The organism is Rhodococcus sp. FH8, assembly GCF_019266085.1.
GTDB lineage: Bacteria > Actinomycetota > Actinomycetes > Mycobacteriales > Mycobacteriaceae > Rhodococcus_F > Rhodococcus_F qingshengii.
Window position 1 is genome coordinate 223034 of record NZ_LPNQ01000077.1, and the last position, 16601, is coordinate 239634.

Here is a 16601-nt window from a genome sequence, read left to right on the forward strand (position 1 = left end):
TCACCTAACGAACAATTCAGTGAAAGGTATTGACTCACAGTGAAACTTGCGACCGTCGAATACGAAAAGACTCAGCAGACGGCTCTGGTGACGGGCAGCGGCGAGCAACTGTTGTTACTCGAGCGAGCTCATCATGATGTGACGGGAAAACCGGCTCCAGAACTGGAAACCATGCAAACCATCATCGAAGGTGGTCCGGCGGCACGGGAGACCCTGGATCGGCTCGCAGACGAGCCGCCGGCAAGTGCAATCGTCGACGCAGGTGATGTGCGCTGGATGTCGCCGCTTCCTCAGCCGGTCCAGATCCGAGACTTCGGCTGCTTCATGGATCACTTCCGCAACGCTCGCGCCCGAATTCAAGGGGTCGCACTCGAGGACGTCGAACTGCCGAAGATCCAGTTGGAGCGCCCGCTGTATTACATAGCGAACCGATTGGCGGTGACCGGACACAAATCTGACGTCGTGTGGCCCGAGTACTCGAGCCTGCGCGATTACGAACTCGAATTCGCCTGTGTGCTGGGGCGCGGTGGAACCGACATCTCACGCGCGGATGCCCCTGCGCATATCTTCGGTTACACCATCTTCAACGATTTCAGCGCCCGCGATACTCAGCTCGAGGAGATCTCCACCGGACTCGGTCTCAGTAAGAGCAAGGACTTTTCGAACGCGAATGTCCTCGGGCCCTGGATCGTGACGGCCGACGAAGTCGGTGACCCCTACCAACTCGAGATGACCGCGAGAATCAACGGAGACGAGGTGAGCCGAGGAACCAGCGCCGACATGGACCATCGTTTCGAGGACGTGATTTCGTTCGCTTCGACTTCCACGCGGCTGTACCCGGGTGAAGTCTTCTGTTCCGGCACCGTGCCGAGTGGATGCGGCTTGGAGCACGGGCGGTTCCTGGAACCGGGAGACGTAGTCGAACTCGAGGTCACCGGCCTCGGTGTATTGAGGAATCGAGTGGTGGCGTGAGCGGCGAAGTCATGGTTCTCGGTGTCGGCGCGACTCTCTTCGGGCGGCACGCGGATACCGCGGCCTCGGAATTGGCGGGGCGTGCGGCGATCGATGCCGTCGAAGACGCGGGCCTGACCCGCGGTGACGTCGGTGCGGTCTTCTACGCGACAGTCAGCCAGAAGGCGATCGACCGGCAGCACATGATCCCAGGCCAGATTGCCTTGAGGCCATACGGTTTCGGGGGAGTCCCGGTCGTCAATGTCGAAAATGCCTGCGCCGGCGGCGCGACTGCACTCTGGCTGGCGATCGCCCACGTTCGCGCCGGTCTGTCCGAGGTCGCGTTGGCGGTCGGGGTGGACAAGCTGGTGTGCTCGGATCCGGCTCGAAGTCTGGAGGTGTTCGACGGTGCACTCGACGTTGCGCATCGCGACGAGACGCTCGCGGGCCTTGCTTCGCTGTCCGCTCCGCTGCCGGATGCACTCGGATCGCAGGGTGAGCGGTCGGTGTTCATGGAGATCTACGCTTCTCTTGCCCGGGCGCACATGGAGAGATTCGGAACCACCGAGTTCGAGCTCGCGTCCGTAGCAGCCAAAAATCATGCGCATTCCGTGCACAATCCGCGGTCGCACTTTCGCAAACTCTTCAGCGTCGAAGAGGTGCTTGCCGCAAGGCGAGTCGCGTGGCCTCTGACAGTTCCGATGTGCTCGCCCGTCAGTGACGGTGCAGCGGCGGTCATTGTGACCAGTGCGGACTTTGCTCGAAGGCACGATTCCTCTCGGCGGGCGGCGCAGGTACTCGGTTGCAGCTTGGTGTCAGGCACGGATCGGACCGCAGATGACGTGGAGAGTCACATCGGTCGCCGTGCAGCAATGAGCGCATACGAGGAATCCGGAGTCGGGCCAGGCGATGTGGATGTGGCAGAGGTCCACGACGCCACGGCCTTCGGTGAAGTGCAGCAGGTCGAGAATCTGGGGTTCTGCCCGATCGGTGAGGGCGGCGCGTGGTCGGCGTCCGGTGCGAGTTCGTTGGGAGGCGTGCGTCCGGTCAATCCGTCAGGTGGGCTCGAGTCCCGTGGTCATCCGGTCTCGGCAACGGGACTGGCGCAGGTCTTCGAACTTGTCACGCAGTTGCGTGGACAAGCAGGGCGGCGACAAGTTCCGGGTGCTCGAATCGCGGTCGCAGAGAACGGCGGAGGTCTCTACGGCATCGAGGAAGCCGTCGCCGCGGTCACGATCTTGGGAGGGCCACGATGAACGCGGACATCATGAACGATGAACCGATGGCGCCAGGCTTGCAGGTGCAAGCGGGATATGCGGATCTGATTCTGTCGGCGCTGCGACGCCGACCAGACCACATCGCGTTTCGATTCACGGATCGGAACGGTGATCGGGCCGAGCTGACATATTGGCAGACTGCGGAACAGATCGAGCGGATTGCAGGTGTCCTCAGTAGCTTCGCTCTGCCGGACGGAGCCGGGGTCGCCCTGCTTGCGGGGCCGTGTCCTGAAGCATTCACGGTCATGGCCGCGGCGTGTCTGGCGGGCGTGCGCTACACGGCACTCCATCCGCTCGCGACCGAAGAGAACGACAGGATGGTGCTGAAAGACAGTGGTACCGATCTCCTGTTGGTTGCCGACGGACAGTTCCAGGTACGCGCCGAAGCGGCACAGACTCGAGTGATGTCACTGTCAGCCCTCGAATCAGCGTGTGAATTGGGTACGGCGGGAATAGGTTCAGGCTTAGGCGGTCAGGGTCGAGCTTTGTATCTCTTCTACACCGGTGGAACCACCGGTGAGCCGAAAGGCGTCATGCTCAAGGACCGATCCTTGGTCGCCAATGCCTGGGCCTGCACCACGTGGGAGTGGCCGGCTGAAACCACCATGCTGCTCACTACGCCGATGTCTCATGCTGCCGGTCTGCTCGTCGCACCCGGTCTGCTGCGAGGTGCAAGCTTCGAGTTGCACAGGTCGTTCGACCCGGACAGAGTTGTCGACGCCATCGAAAATGGCGGAGTCACAGCTACATTCGTGGTTCCCACGATGCTCTATGCCTTACTCGACCATCCACGCCTGTCGGATGCGAATCTGTCTGGGCTGAACTGGATGCTTTACGGTGCTGCACCCATCGACCCCACCAGGCTCGAGCAGGCAGGGGCGGTGTTCGGGCCGATCCTGAGCCAGCATTACGGTCAGGCCGAAGCCCCGAATGCGTTGACGGTACTCGATACACGTGAGCACACGGACGATCCCGCAGTTTTGGGGAGTTGTGGGCGCGCGATGCCAGGTGTCGAAGTGGTGTTGCTTGACGAGCAGGGAAACGAGACGGCGACGGGCGTACCCGGCGAGCTTTGTGTGCGAGGTCCGCTCGTGATGGACGGCTATTGGAACAAACCTGAACAAACCGCTGCAGCGCTCGCGAATGGGTGGTTGCACACCGGCGACGTTGCTCGAATCGACGAAAGTGGGCTCATCTCGATCGTCGACCGCATCAAAGACACGATCATCAGTGGTGGATTCAACGTCTACCCGCGCGAAGTCGAGGACTCACTCGGACATCATCCCGCGGTGGCAGCATGTGCGGTATTCGGTGTCCCCGATTCTCAATGGGGAGAAGCTGTTACCGCCGCAGTCGTACTGAAGACGGGATGGTCGGTCACACCCGATCAACTCATCGCGCACGTGAGATCGCACAAGGGTCCGATCTGGGCGCCCAAGGAGATTTCGATTCTGGAAGCGCTGCCGCTCACTGCTTTGGGGAAGATCGACAAGAAGGCACTCCGTGGCGCGTCACCGACCTAGTGACGCGACAACTGCCCGTGCGAGGGCGTCGGCAGATCCAGGGGCGAATGGCAGAAAGAGTTCGGGCTCGATCAGTTCCACTTCCATGAGCAGTGGCTGATCCACCGGACCCACGACGTCCACACGCGCATAAAGCAATTCGCCGGGGCCGCATGGGGTCGCGGCCAGTGCTGCGTCGGCCACCGCGAGTTCGGCGGCGGACGGTTCGTGGAGGTGGTTGGTTCCGCCGTGAAATTCCTGCACGCGGAAGTCGTGGGCGGCCGGGATCTTCCGGACAGCGTGTGAGTAGCGTCCGCCGATGTGGATGATCGAGCGCTCACCGTCGACGACGTCCGAGGCGAATGGCTGGACCAACGCGTCGTTACCGCCGTCGAGGATCGAGCTGAGGTGAGCGTGGGCCTGCGCGGACCCCGCGGCAAACTTTCCCACTCCGACAGCGCCGGCGGAGACTGCAGGCTTGACGATGACGTCGGCACCCTCGAACGAAGGGAGGGTGAGTGTTTCGCTCTTTCCGGCAGCGATCACAGCGGTTGGGACGATAGGTACGCCGGCCGCGGCAAGTTCGGTGAGGTATCCCTTGTGTGCGTTCCACTTCACGATCGAGAGTGGATTGGCGATCGGAGCGGTCAGCTGATCGAGAACGGCAAGAAATTCGTCGAGGCGCTGGGTGTAGTCCCAGGTCGACCGGATCAGAACCAGGTCGGCGTCGATATCGAGGAGGGACGGGCTCGACCACGGCGCCATCGTCGACGCGATGCCGTAGGAGGTGAGAGCTTCCATGACGAGTTTGCTTTCGACATCCGCCTCGCGGGCGGCGCCGTCACAGGTGAGCAGGAGAACCGTGGTCATGCCACGATGCTTTCACGGCTGGCGCCTTGTAAGACTAGCGAGGTGGCCCCTCGTCGAGGACCAGCGAACCGGTCCCGGGTTGCCCGCTTGCGTCCACCCACGTCACCGCGACGGTGTCGCCGGGGCGGCGCGAGCTCATCGCCGCGTTGAGATCAGCGGACGACGCGATCCGGCTGCCACCGAACTCGGTGATGACCGCACCTTTGGTCAGCCCCACCCGCTCGGCCGGCGAATCGAAGCTCACGGCAACAACTTCGGCGCCGGCCGGCATGTCCGCGTGATCCTTCACCGCGACACCGAGTACGGGTGTCGGTCCCACACGCACGGTCTCGGAGGAGCGGCCACCGAGTACCTGCTCGACGATCGGTAGTGCGGTGTCGATCGGTATCGCGTAGGACTGAGGCGCCGGTGAGGTTTCGGTGCGGTCGGTGACGGCGTTGCCCGCGCTGCTGACGCCGATCAGCTCGCCAACGGCGTTGACCAGGGGGCCACCGGAATCGCCAGGCCGGATGTCCGCGTCCACCTCGATGAGGCCCTTCAACTGGTTTCGCGATCCGTCGGACACGTTGCGGGTGTTGACGGTGACACCGAGGTTGGTGATGACGCCGGGAGCCGGGACGGGTACTCCGCCGCCTTCCGCATTTCCGATTGCGGTGACGGAGTCCCCGCGAGCGGCTTCTGCTGATTTGCCGACCACAGCCACCGGCAGATCGTCAGCGCCCGCGAGTCGAAGGACGGCAAGATCGCTGACGCTGTCGTACCCGAGGATCTCGGCGTCGTAGATCAGCCCGTTGGACATGCTGACGGCGGTGACGTCCGAGGCTCCGCTGATGACGTGGTGATTCGTGAGCACCACTCCGTCAGGGGAGAGCACGATCCCGGTCCCAGCAGTGGTGGTGAATCCGGCCGGCGCCGTGATGGTGACGATGGTGGGGACCACCCGGGCCGAGAGCTCCTCCGGGGTGAGCGGAACAACCGGCGATGGTGGGGTGGTCGTGATGACGGTGACCGGTGCGGACTCGATCGTTCCCGGAGTCAGGGGCGGTGCGACCAGTGCGAGACCACCGAGGCCGGCTGCGAGAACGACGGCCGTCCACAGGCCGCGTCTGCTCGCACGTTTGGTCATCCAGCCGTCCGTCCCGCCGGTGTCATGCCATCGAGTCGTGAAAGGTGAAGATTACCGATTCGGCGAATCTTCGGCCACAAAACCGGGCAACATGCCGTCCGCGCGGAGCGTTGCCAGGGACGGCGCGGCAGCGTCCTTTGCGGAGAGCTCGTAGGTCAGAGGGTTGCCCTTACGGTCTGTTCTCGGCCATTCGATCGCGAGTTCCGGATCGAAGGGATCGAGGTCGCGGTCCAGGTGGGGCGAGTATTCGATGCTGCACAGGTACATCACTGTCGATCCGTCTTCGAGTGAAAGGATCGCGTGGCCGAGGCCTTCCTCCAGGAACACCGCTCGTCGATCGACGTCGTCGATCACCACCGCATCCCACTCGCCGAAGGTCGGTGATCCGACGCGCAGGTCTACGACAACGTCGAGGAAGGCACCTTTCACGCAGGTGATGTACTTCGCCTGTCCGGGCGGATTGTCGGTGAAGTGGATCCCGCGGAGGCTACCGGCTTCGGAAACCGAGCAGTTGGCCTGCGCGAGGTCGAGAGTGCGGCCGGTCGCGGCGGTGAAGGCGGAGCTTTTGAACCATTCGAGAAAGACACCGCGGTTGTCGCCGAACTGCTTCGGTGTAATTTCCCAAGCTCCGGCGATCTTCAGTGGACGGATTTCCACGTCACCATTCCTTGCCGTGCTCGAGCAGCTCGAGTAGGTAGTTGCCGTACCCGGATTTTCCCAATGCTTCTGCCTGAGTGCGTAATTGGTCGGAGCTGATGAATCCTTGACGCCACGCAACCTCTTCAGGGGAACCGATCTTGAGGCCTTGGCGGTGTTCGATGGTCCGCACGTAGTTCGCTGCCTCGAGCAGGGAATCGGGTGTGCCGGTATCGAGCCACGCGGTTCCGCGGGGGAGGACATCGACAGAAAGTTTGCCAGCTTCGAGATAGTGCTGATTGATGTCGCTGATTTCGTATTCGCCACGCGCAGAGGGCTTCAGAGTGCGTGCGATGTCCACGACGTCGCTGTCGTAGAAATAGAGGCCGGGGACTGCGTAATTGGATTTCGGCGACGTCGGCTTTTCCTCGATGGACACGGCGCGACCCGAGTCGTCGAATTCGACGACGCCGTAGGCGGTCGGATTCGAGACCCAGTAAGCGAATACGGCTCCGCCGTCGATGTCGGAGAAACGCCTGAGTTGGGTTCCGAGGCCGGGGCCGTAGAAGATGTTGTCGCCGAGGACGAGCGCCACGGAGTCGGATCCGATGTGCTCTGCGCCGAGGGTGAATGCCGTTGCGAGGCCGTTCGGTTCGTGTTGCACTGCATAGGTGAGGTTGACGCCGAATTGTGAGCCGTCGCCGAGAACCCGGCGGAATTGTTCGGCGTCGTGTGGGGTCGTGATGATCAAGATGTCGCGAATGTCGGCGAGCATGAGAGTGGAGAGCGGGTAGTAGATCATCGGCTTGTCGTAGACAGGCAAGAGTTGCTTGCTCACTCCGAGGGTGATCGGGTGCAACCGCGACCCGGTGCCACCGGCCAGAATGATTCCGCGCATGCGTGCAGTGTCCTGCACTCCTGCCTGCCGACGCAAACGGACATGACACGCCCGGCCGCTAAAGTGGGGTTCGTCCGATGAGCCTGAGGAGATGACGTGCGACTACTGGTCACCGGGGGTGCCGGCTTCATCGGTGCCAATTTCGTTCATCAGACGGTGGCGACGCGTCCCGACGTGGAAGTCACGGTTCTCGACGCTCTGACCTACGCCGGAAATCGCCAGTCCCTGGCGTCCGTCGAGGACCGGATCACGTTTGTCCACGGCGACGTGGCCGACGAGCCGCTGGTCGACGATCTTGTCTCGCGCTCCGACGCAGTCGTGCACTTCGCGGCCGAAAGCCACAACGACAATTCCCTCGCCGACCCCGAACCGTTTCTGCGCACCAACGTCATGGGAACCTTCTCGCTCCTGCAGGCAGTGCGTTCGCACGGGGTCCGTTATCACCACATTTCGACCGACGAGGTGTACGGCGACCTCGAACTGGATGATCCGGCGAAGTTCACGGAGACGACACCGTACAACCCGTCGAGCCCGTACTCCGCGTCCAAGGCGTCGAGTGATCTGTTCGTGCGCGCCTGGGTGCGCTCGTTCGGGATCGCGGCGACCATCTCGAACTGCTCCAACAATTACGGCCCGTACCAGCATGTGGAGAAGTTCATCCCACGCCAGATCACCAATCTGCTCGACGGAGTGCGTCCACGGTTGTACGGGGAAGGCCGCAACGTCCGCGACTGGATTCACGTCGAGGACCACAACCGCGCCGTCTGGGACATCCTGGACCGCGGAAAGTCCGGCGAGACGTATCTGATCGGCGCCGACGGTGAAACCGACAACCGGACGGTGATTGCGACCCTGCTCGAAATTTTCGGACGCAAGCCGGACGATTTCGACTTCGTCACCGACCGCCCTGGTCACGATCTGCGGTATGCGATCGATTCGACGCGACTGCAGCAGGAACTTGGGTGGAAGCCGCAGTACCGCGATTTTCGAAGCGGACTGGAAGCCACCGTCGAGTGGTATCGCGACAACGAGCAGTGGTGGCGTCCGCAGAAGGCCGGCGTCGAGGCAACGTATTCAGCCGGAGAATCCGTCGTCCGCTGAACCACCGGCTGCCGCGGTTGATACCCTCGAGCCCGATACGTGCTCAGATGTAGCTACATCAACAACGGTAGGGATCAGTAGATGAACGAGGCCTCCGCGGATACGCCGGTCGCAAATGACACGGCTGTGCTTGACGAGGTAATGGTCGAGCATCCACACGGGGATCGTTTTCTGGTCCAGCGTGGCATCTTCCGATCGATGTCCCCCAAGGTGCCAGAGGCAATGTATGTGGTTACCAAGGGTGATGCGCTCGTCGATCGGCATTCTCTGACATTGGGCGAAGCGGCGACCGCGAGCACCAACACGTATTTCGGACGATTTGCTGCCAGTTTCTGGCAGCGGTGGACGCCTGTGAGTTCGGTGCGGATTCAGCTGAGCTACGTCGGCGACGGCGGGCTCGACGTCAGCCTGCGTGCATCGGATGTGCGCGGACGCAAGAGGACGATTTCACTTCACTCGGTCGCCGGATCGGGTGAACTCTCGATCGATGCCCCACTCGCTCATTTCGTCGACGGCGGGGCGATGTGGTTGGAATTCGTCGCGACCAAAGGTTCCGTTGTCGTTTCCGGCGTGTCATGGACTGTCTCGGCCCCAGAGTTCATACGCCCGGCGGCTGTTGTCATCTGCACTTTCAATCGCGCCGACGACTGTGTCGAAACCGTTGCGACCATGGCGTCCGATGCGGGTGCGATGACCGGTATCGACGCCGTCTGTGTGGTCGATCAGGGCACAGATCAGGTTCAATCCAGGGATCGTTTCAAGACTGTCGCGCACGATCTCGGCAAGAAGTTGATCTATCTGACGCAGCCGAATCTTGGTGGCGCGGGTGGTTTCTCGCGTGGAATGCTCGAAATCACTTCCTCGTCAGGTTCTGAGCACGCCAACGTCATCCTCATGGACGACGACATTCTTTGCGAGCCCGAATCGGTGCTCAGGATGAATGCATTCGCAAATATGACGGTCGAGCCGGCAATCGTCGGGGCTCAGATGTTGTCACTGAACAATCCGACGATGTTGCATGTCAGTGCGGAGCGAGAGGTTCTCGACGAGCTCAAGGCCGGGGTCCTGACTCCTGGCGCGATGATGGGCGTCGACCTGTTGAAGAAGAAGCAGGAGATGCGCTTCGATGCGGGCTGGAATGGTTGGTGGACTTGCCTGTTGCCGGCCGAGATCATCTCCGAGCTGGGCTTGCCGATACCGCTTTTCTTCCAGTGGGATGACATCGAGTACGGAATCCGAGCGCGCTTCGCCGGCCACCCGACGATAACTCTGCCCAATGCCGGTGTCTGGCACGCGGATTTCCATCTGAAGGATTACGACGACTGGTCCCGGTACTTCAGCATTCGAAATGGGTTGATCGTTTCTTCGATCTACGGCCCGTTCGACGGTAAGGTGATCTCGAAGTTCTTGTTACGCAAGATTACTCAGCTCATTGTAGGAATGCAGTACGGGTTGGCGGCAACATTCGTCAAGGCGGCTGAGGATTTCCTGCAGGGGCCTGACTTCCTCAACGACGGCGGGCAATCTGCTCTTGTCGACGTTCGTGCTCTACGTGACGAATACCCTGAAACGAAAATGCAGCCGGCCTCGGCAGTCGGTGCGGAGTCCGATCCACATACGCAGATGACCGTGTGGGAGTTCGAGCCCGACGAGAACCGCGAGGGTCTGGTGCTTCTCAAGCGCGTAGTTCAACAGTGGACTGGGCGTGTCGACCGTCGACCGGTAACGGTTCCTGCGATCTTCGGCGACTGGTGGCATGTGTCGTTGTTCGAAAATGCCGCTGTCACGGACGCGTCGCAGAACGGCGTCCGCGTCCGTCGGCGCAACAAGAAGCAGGCTACCGAGTTGGCCAAGCGCGCGGCCAAAGTCTGTTGGGAGCTGCGTAAGCGCGCACCTGAGATGAAGAAGGCGTACTCGGACGCCATGCCGCGCCTCACGAGCGCCGAGAACTGGACGCGCTTGTACGGAAACAAGATCGGATAGCTTGTGGCCCTCCCGCTGGGGCAGAGATTGGCCCAGTGGCGCTTGCCGGCTCTACTGGGGCTCGCGGCTACCGTCGTGGGTGTCGCGTGGTCCGGTCGTCCGTCGTTCTGGTGGGACGAAGCGGCGACGGTCTCGATGGCGGACCGATCGCTTCGTTCGACGCTGGCAACACTCGGACACGTGGATGCGGTCCATGGGCTCTATTACGTGCTGATCCACTGGTGGTTTCAGGTTTTCGGGGTATCGGAATTCTCTGCGCGAGCGCCGAGTGCGCTGGCAGTCGGAATCGCGACGGCAGCGTTGGTAGCGCTGGCGCGGATGCTCGGGGGTACCAGACTCGGCGTTATCGTCGGCGTCACTTTCATGGTGCTTCCCCGAGTTACCTGGGCAGCCACCGAGGCACGCTCGTATGCAATGGTGTTGGCATTGTCCACGGTCACAATGCTGGTGCTCGTGTGTTCGCTGCGAACGTCGAAGCGCGCGTGGTGGATCCTGTACGGCGTGTTGGCAGCTGTCTCTGTAGCACTGTTTCTCTACAGCGCCGTGCTGCTGCTGGTACACGCTGTCATCGTGGTGTTCGGGGCCAAGGTGATTCCGGACGCCGATTCGAAGCGGAATCGTTTCAACGGGTTGTGCTTTGTCGGTGCTTCCGCGTCCGCGGTCCTGCTTGTGTCCCCGCTGATCGCCCTGTCGCTCGGACAATCGAGGCAAGTCAGTTGGATACCACCGTTGGATCGGCATATTTTCACGACGATCGCCGTTGACCAATGGTTCCTTTCGAGTCCGTTGTTTGCTGTCGTGGCGGGGATCATCGTGCTCTCAGGGATTGCGGGCTATTTCTTCGCACCCAGTCGGTGGACTGTCGGGGATCGCAGTGCGTCGACTGTCGCACTGGTGTGGATTCTGGTCCCGATGGCGCTGTTTCTCGTGTATTCGGTCGTCCTGGGAAACATCTACGTCGATCGGTACGTCATATTCACTGCGCCCGGTGTGGCCTTGCTGCTGGGTGTCATGATCAGCCGCCTGACGTCGAGCTGGGTCCTGGCCTCGGCGGCGGTGATACTTCTTGCTGCGGCGTCTCTACCTGCATACGTCAGCCAGCGAGAGCCGTGGGGAAAATCGGGTGGGATGGACTACAGTACGGCTGCGGATTTTCTGAAAGCCAATGGGAATGCGGGCGATTGCGTCGCGTTCCAGCCGGTGGTGTCCTGGGCGCCGAGTTCGTTGCATGCTGTCGCCGAGGCACGGCCTGACTCGATCAAAGGTTTGCGAGATATCGGCCTCGAGCATGATGCGAACTCGATCGACGAGCTGTGGGATTCCGAATATTCAGTGGACGAGACGGCCGAGCGGGCACAGGGCTGCCAGACCGTGTGGGTCGTCACCGACGGTGAGCGTCAGAGCTATGAGGCAATACTTCATACGGCCAATGTCGTGTGGAATTTCGAGCCTTTCCATTTCATCGACACGGAACTGTTCACACAACTTTCAGTGCGAGGGTTCGTTGTCGAAACAGCGACACCGCTGCACCACTTGCAGATCGTGCAGATGGTTCCTTCCACACGCAGGTGACTATACCCAGTACGCGACGCGTGAACGGTAGTTGCGCATGGCCAGAAGTGCCAGGCCCCACCCCACGACGGTGACGGCGAGCACGATGACCCAGTGGTACAGCTGCTGGTCCCCGCCGAGGAGTGGCGTTCGCACGATGTCGAGGAAGTGATACAGGGGATTGAGCTCCGCGATTCGTGCTCGTTCAGCGTTGGCTGTTCCTTGCAGTGACTTCTCGGTCCAAATGATGGGAGTCATGAAGAACAAGAGTTGAACGACGCTCGCGAGCAACGGGCCGATGTCACGGTACCGAGTGGAGAGGATGCCGAAAACCAGGGAAACCCACACTGCGTTGATCGCGATCAACGCCAAAGCAGGAATGAACGAAAGATCCGTCCAGGAAAGCTGTTTCGGGAACACGATCAAAATGACGATGTAGATCACGAAGTTGTGGGCGAAGAGAATCAACTGGCGCCAGACCAGCCGATACACGTGAACGCTCAACGGCGTGGGTAGCTGTTTGATCAGTCCCTCGTTGGAAATGAAGACTTCGGCGCCCTCGAGGATGGCACCGGAGATCATGTTCCACACGATGAAGCCAAGAGTGACGTACGGGAGGAATTCCGCGACGTCCAGATTGAACAATGACGAGTAGAGGATGCCCATCGCGACTGCAGTGGTGCCAGTGGCGATCGTGATCCAGAACGGTCCGAGGATGGATCGTCGGTAGCGCTGCTTGATGTCCTGCCACCCGAGATGGAACCACAGTTCTCGATGGCCGAGACCCTCGCGCAGATCCTGGATTGCTCGGGCGAACGTGCGGGACGCCGGCGCTATGGGGGCCTTGTCGGCAAGGGTTGGGGCAGACACAGCCGCCAAGCCTACTCGGTCGCCGAGCGGGCTCGATCAGATGCGAGAGAAGCGTTCGGATCTACCCAGCTTGCGTAACCTCATCCACTCGCGCAGCCCGGAGACGTCACGCCTGGTGATGAGGAAGTACCAACCGAATCGCACCCATTCCTGTGGAAGGAGCCGTCGCATCCCGGGTTGCGAGAGTAAATAGCCACGGTTGCGATAGGTGTAGAAACGCTTGGTCTCGTTGTCCGGGTACTGCGTGTGCATACGGCCGCCGAGAATGGGTTTGAATTCGTCGGCGCCGTCGGGGTGCAGGTACGCAGTCTGTAGGCATGTGCCGAACCGAAGTCCGGAACGGATCAGTCGGCGATGGACCTCCACCTCGTCGCCACGGACGAAGAGCCGCAAATCGGGAACGCCAACGGTCTCGATCGCTTCCGCGGTGAACAGCGCACCGTTGAAGAGGGACGCGATTCCCGGGAGAAGATCACCTTCACCCAGCTCGCTACGTCGTCGACGCCATTCGACCCCACGGCGTAGCGGGAAGGCCAGCTTGTCAGGTTCGGAGATGTCGCACACGACGGGAGATACTTCCGCCAGGTTGTGACGAATTGCGCAATCGAGAAGCGTCGAAAGTACCTCGGGCCCCTCGGGGCGGCCGTCGTCGTCGGCAAGCCAGACTCGGTCTGCACCGAGCGACAATGCCAGCAACATTCCGAGGGCGAAACCACCGGCGCCGCCGAGATTGTGTGCCGACCCTATGTACGTGGTGGGGATCGAGCAGTCGTCCACGAGCGCGCGGACATCGGATTCGTCGGCATTGTCGACGACGACGAGATGGTCGAGTGGGCGCGTCTGGGTTGTGAGTACTTTCAGGGACGAAGCGAGAAGTTCACGACGCCGATGGGTGACAACGACGCCGATTATCCGCTCAGGCATCGTCCGAGCTCGCTTCAGCAATCGCCGATGCCGCGGCGTCTTCGCGTTCCATTTCGCGAATCACATGAGCGACGTGGTCGCCGGCATCGTTGCCCTCGTACGCGCGGACGATTTCTTCGATTCCCCCGGACTGTCTGACAGTTCCGTGATCGATCCACATCGCGCGGTCGCACAGTTGCGCCAGAAATTCGTTCGAGTGGCTCGCGAAAACCAAGATTCCAGATCGTTTGACGAGGTCTTGGAGACGGGTTCGCGCCTTCTTCATGAATTCTGCGTCGACGGCACCGATGCCTTCGTCGAGGAGCAGGATCTCCGGATCGATGCTGGTCACCACACCGAGTGCCACTCGGACCCGCATTCCGGTCGAGTAGGTGCGAAGCGGCATCGAGAGGTAGTCGCCCAACTCGGTGAAGTCTGCGATCTCATCCATTTTCGCGAGCATCTGCTTACGGGTCATTCCGAGGAACATTCCGCGGATGATGATGTTCTCGTATCCCGAGATCTCGGGATCCATACCCACCCCAAGATCGAAGACAGGGGCTACGCGGCCACGAATTGCGGCTGATCCGCGAGTCGGCTCGTAGATCCCGGACAACAGTCGGAGCAATGTGGATTTGCCTGCACCGTTGTGGCCGACGAGTCCGATTCGGTCGCCCTCCTTCAGGGACAACGTCACGTCCCGCAAAGCTTCGACGACAACGACGTCGGAATCGTTTCGTCCGATTGCGCCACCTGCACGACCGAGGAACGCCTTTTTCAGCGAACGCGATTTCGCGTCGAAGATCGGGAAGTCGACACACGCTCCGCGTGTTTCGATGCTGACGTTCTCGGTCATTCTGCTCCTTGCATCCGGTGGAGCGCCTGGTTGGGCGGGCTCCCCGGTTCGGCGTCGCCGGGATTGAATCCGCTCAGTTCGCGGAGTCGGGCACGAGCACCGAGCCTACCGGGGCGCAACACCGTGAAGACTTCAGCTGGGGACGCAGCGCTGCTCGTTACAGATACTGGCCGGTTCCTGGGCTCTGTTGGTCCGGATGTGCAGGCGAATGCGGAGCCCCGATGCTCATGCCGGGAGGCAGTGCGCCCTGACGCATTTGTTCGAGCTGAGCGCGCGCTGCCATCTGCTGCGCGAACAGTGCGGTTTGAATTCCGTGGAACAGTCCTTCGAGCCAGCCGACGAGTTGGGCCTGCGCGATTCGCAGTTCGGCGTCGGAGGGAATGGAGTCGTCGGTGAACGGGAGGCTCAGTCGCTCGAGTTCTTCACGGAGTTCGGGTGCCAGGCCTTGTTCCAGTTCTCGGATGGACGAGGTGTGGATGTCCTTGAGGCGCTTGCGGCTGGCGTCGTCGAGCGGCGCGGCGCGCACTTCTTCCAAGAGTTGTTTGATCATCGTGCCGATTCGCATGACCTTGGCCGGCTGCTCGACCATCTCGGCGACGGACTCGGCTTCGGATTCCGCGCCTTCGGTGGTGCCGGAGGTGGCGGCCTCTGCCTCGGCCACCGGCATCGCGACGGGTCGACCGTCGGGTCCGATAACGAGTACCTGCTCTTTGTCGGGGTTCGTCATGCTTCCATCTTGTCGTGTGTGGGCGACAAACGCCGCGTAACCCCCAAAAAGTTAGCTACCGAATAACTGTACTGACGGGTAATTGGGTGACTGCCTTCGACTAAGCGGGCGTCTGCACCTAGAGTGTCGAGCATGGCTTACGACGTTGCCCGCGTACGGGGGTTGATTCCCTCACTCGGTGACGGCTGGATCCACCTCGATCCGCAGGCCGGAATGCAGATCCCGGACGCCGTCTCGCGGACGGTCTCCACCGCGTTCCGTGCCTCTGCATCTTCTTCCTCCGGTCGCCACGTCTCGAACCGTCGTAGTGCTGCCATTCTCGAGAGTGCGCGCACCGCGGTCGCGGATCTGGTCGGCGGAGATCCTGCGGGAGTCGTTCTCGGATCAGACCGAGCGGTGTTGTTGGCTTGGCTCGCCGAGTCGCTCAGTTCGCGGTTGGGCCTCGGAACCGGTCTCGTACTCTCGCGCCTCGACGAAGAGGCGAACGTCGCGCCCTGGCTTCGTGTGGCCAGTCGCTACGGCGCTCAGGTGCGATGGGCAGAGGTCGAAATCGAAACGTGTGAGCTCCCGAGTTGGCAGTTCAACGATCTCATCACCTCGACCACTCGATTGGTGGCCTTGACGGCCGCATCACCGGTCGTCGGTTCGGCTCCGAACGTCCGCGCCGCAGCTGATCGTCTGCACGAATTCGGCGGACTGATGGTGGTCGACGCCGTCGGTGCAGCGCCATATGCGCATGTGGACATGGCTGATCTCGGGGCGGACATCGTTGCCGTCAGCGCGCCGTCGTGGGGCGGTCCGCAGGTGGGCGCACTCGTCTTCCGCGATCCCGGACTGCTCGACCGAATTCCGGCCGTGTCGCTCAACCCGTACGCGCGTGGCGCCGAGCGACTCGAGGTGGGCGGTCATCAGTTCGCGCTGCTGTCCGGTCTCACGTCGTCGATCGATTTCCTGGCGGGCTTGGACGAATCGGCAACGGGAACCAGGCGTGAGCGCCTCGAAACCTCGATCAGCTCGCTGCAGGACTACCAGGACGGTCTGTTCGATCACCTCATGCGTTCTCTCGCAGCCCTGCCCAACGTGATGGTGATCGGCGGCGCACCCACGCGGGTGCCGACGCTCAGTTTCACACTCGAGGGGATGGCGGCAGACAAGGTCGCGGCGCACCTGGCCGACAAGCGCATCGCGACGGTCAGCGGTACGCATGGTGGTTCCAGGCTGCTCGACGCCCTCGGTGTCAACGACGAAGGCGGCGCGGTCACCGTCGGCCTTGCGCCGTATACGACGCGGTACGAGATCAATCAGCTGGTCGCCGAACTCGGCGCCCTGGGCTGATCGATCCCGCTCGGC

Annotated in this window: 15 protein-coding genes; 7 read left to right on the forward strand and 8 right to left on the reverse strand. The window is 61.7% G+C overall.

The window, feature by feature from the left end:
* Positions 1 to 39 precede the first annotated feature (39 nt).
* From ATN38_RS22695 to ATN38_RS22705, 3 genes are read left to right on the forward strand one after another with little or no spacing between them, the layout of a single operon-like run.
* Positions 40 to 972, forward strand: a complete 933-nt coding sequence (locus tag ATN38_RS22695) for a fumarylacetoacetate hydrolase family protein (protein ID WP_030535808.1) — start codon at positions 40 to 42, stop codon at positions 970 to 972.
* A complete protein-coding gene (locus ATN38_RS22700; RefSeq protein WP_209910883.1) occupies positions 969 to 2207 on the forward strand; it encodes a thiolase family protein in 1239 nt (412 codons plus the stop codon). The genes ATN38_RS22695 and ATN38_RS22700 overlap by 4 nt, the downstream gene beginning before the upstream one ends.
* The gene (locus ATN38_RS22705; protein WP_218748715.1) at positions 2204 to 3751 is read left to right on the forward strand and encodes an AMP-binding protein; all 1548 of its coding nucleotides are present in this window, start codon (positions 2204 to 2206) and stop codon (positions 3749 to 3751) included. The genes ATN38_RS22700 and ATN38_RS22705 overlap by 4 nt, the downstream gene beginning before the upstream one ends.
* Here the strand turns inward: ATN38_RS22705 and ATN38_RS22710 are convergent.
* The 4 genes from ATN38_RS22710 to rfbA are packed head-to-tail and all read right to left on the reverse strand — an operon-like array spanning position 3740 to position 7260.
* Positions 3740 to 4600 (reverse strand): RimK family alpha-L-glutamate ligase, encoded by an 861-nt coding sequence (locus ATN38_RS22710; protein ID WP_218748716.1) that lies wholly within the window; start codon positions 4598 to 4600, stop codon positions 3740 to 3742. The genes ATN38_RS22705 and ATN38_RS22710 overlap by 12 nt on opposite strands.
* A gap of 34 nt (positions 4601 to 4634) precedes the next feature.
* Positions 4635 to 5726 carry a S1C family serine protease gene (locus tag ATN38_RS22715; RefSeq protein ID WP_218748718.1) on the reverse strand — a complete coding sequence of 364 codons (1092 nt, stop codon included), beginning with the start codon at positions 5724 to 5726 and terminating at the stop codon, positions 4635 to 4637.
* Positions 5727 to 5777: 51 nt separating this feature from the next.
* A complete protein-coding gene (locus ATN38_RS22720; RefSeq protein WP_042921219.1) occupies positions 5778 to 6383 on the reverse strand; it encodes a dTDP-4-dehydrorhamnose 3,5-epimerase family protein in 606 nt (201 codons plus the stop codon).
* 1 nt (position 6384) lies between these two features.
* Complete coding sequence (gene rfbA, locus ATN38_RS22725) at positions 6385 to 7260, reverse strand: glucose-1-phosphate thymidylyltransferase RfbA (protein ID WP_003943968.1); 876 nt, start codon at positions 7258 to 7260, stop codon at positions 6385 to 6387.
* 96 nt (positions 7261 to 7356) lie between these two features.
* On the opposite strand from rfbA, the gene rfbB reads away from it, so the two are divergent.
* From rfbB to ATN38_RS22740, 3 genes are all read left to right on the forward strand, one after another.
* Entirely contained in the window at positions 7357 to 8361 is a 1005-nt protein-coding gene (gene rfbB, locus ATN38_RS22730) for a dTDP-glucose 4,6-dehydratase (protein ID WP_042447638.1), read from the forward strand.
* An 81-nt stretch (positions 8362 to 8442) separates the two neighbouring features.
* Positions 8443 to 10344, forward strand: coding sequence for a glycosyltransferase (locus tag ATN38_RS22735; protein WP_042447641.1), 1902 nt, complete (start codon positions 8443 to 8445; stop codon positions 10342 to 10344).
* Positions 10345 to 10347: 3 nt separating this feature from the next.
* Complete coding sequence (locus ATN38_RS22740; RefSeq protein WP_287977567.1) at positions 10348 to 11916, forward strand: glycosyltransferase family 39 protein; 1569 nt, start codon at positions 10348 to 10350, stop codon at positions 11914 to 11916.
* Here ATN38_RS22740 and ATN38_RS22745 read toward each other — a convergent pair whose 3' ends face one another.
* From ATN38_RS22745 to ATN38_RS22760, 4 genes are all read right to left on the reverse strand, one after another.
* Positions 11917 to 12765, reverse strand: a complete 849-nt coding sequence (locus tag ATN38_RS22745) for an ABC transporter permease (RefSeq protein ID WP_003943943.1) — start codon at positions 12763 to 12765, stop codon at positions 11917 to 11919.
* Positions 12766 to 12801: 36 nt separating this feature from the next.
* On the reverse strand, positions 12802 to 13689 hold the full coding sequence (locus ATN38_RS22750; RefSeq protein WP_047272765.1) for a glycosyltransferase family 2 protein: 888 nt from the start codon (positions 13687 to 13689) through the stop codon (positions 12802 to 12804).
* On the reverse strand, positions 13682 to 14524 hold the full coding sequence (locus ATN38_RS22755) for an ABC transporter ATP-binding protein (protein WP_003943818.1): 843 nt from the start codon (positions 14522 to 14524) through the stop codon (positions 13682 to 13684). Before ATN38_RS22755 ends, ATN38_RS22750 begins: the two co-directional genes overlap by 8 nt.
* A 157-nt stretch (positions 14525 to 14681) precedes the next feature.
* Positions 14682 to 15251 carry a bacterial proteasome activator family protein gene (locus ATN38_RS22760; protein WP_007731772.1) on the reverse strand — a complete coding sequence of 190 codons (570 nt, stop codon included), beginning with the start codon at positions 15249 to 15251 and terminating at the stop codon, positions 14682 to 14684.
* 132 nt (positions 15252 to 15383) lie between these two features.
* Between ATN38_RS22760 and ATN38_RS22765 the strand changes: the two genes are divergently transcribed.
* Positions 15384 to 16586 carry a cysteine desulfurase-like protein gene (locus ATN38_RS22765; RefSeq protein ID WP_007731767.1) on the forward strand — a complete coding sequence of 401 codons (1203 nt, stop codon included), beginning with the start codon at positions 15384 to 15386 and terminating at the stop codon, positions 16584 to 16586.
* The last annotated feature ends 15 nt before the right edge of the window (positions 16587 to 16601 follow it).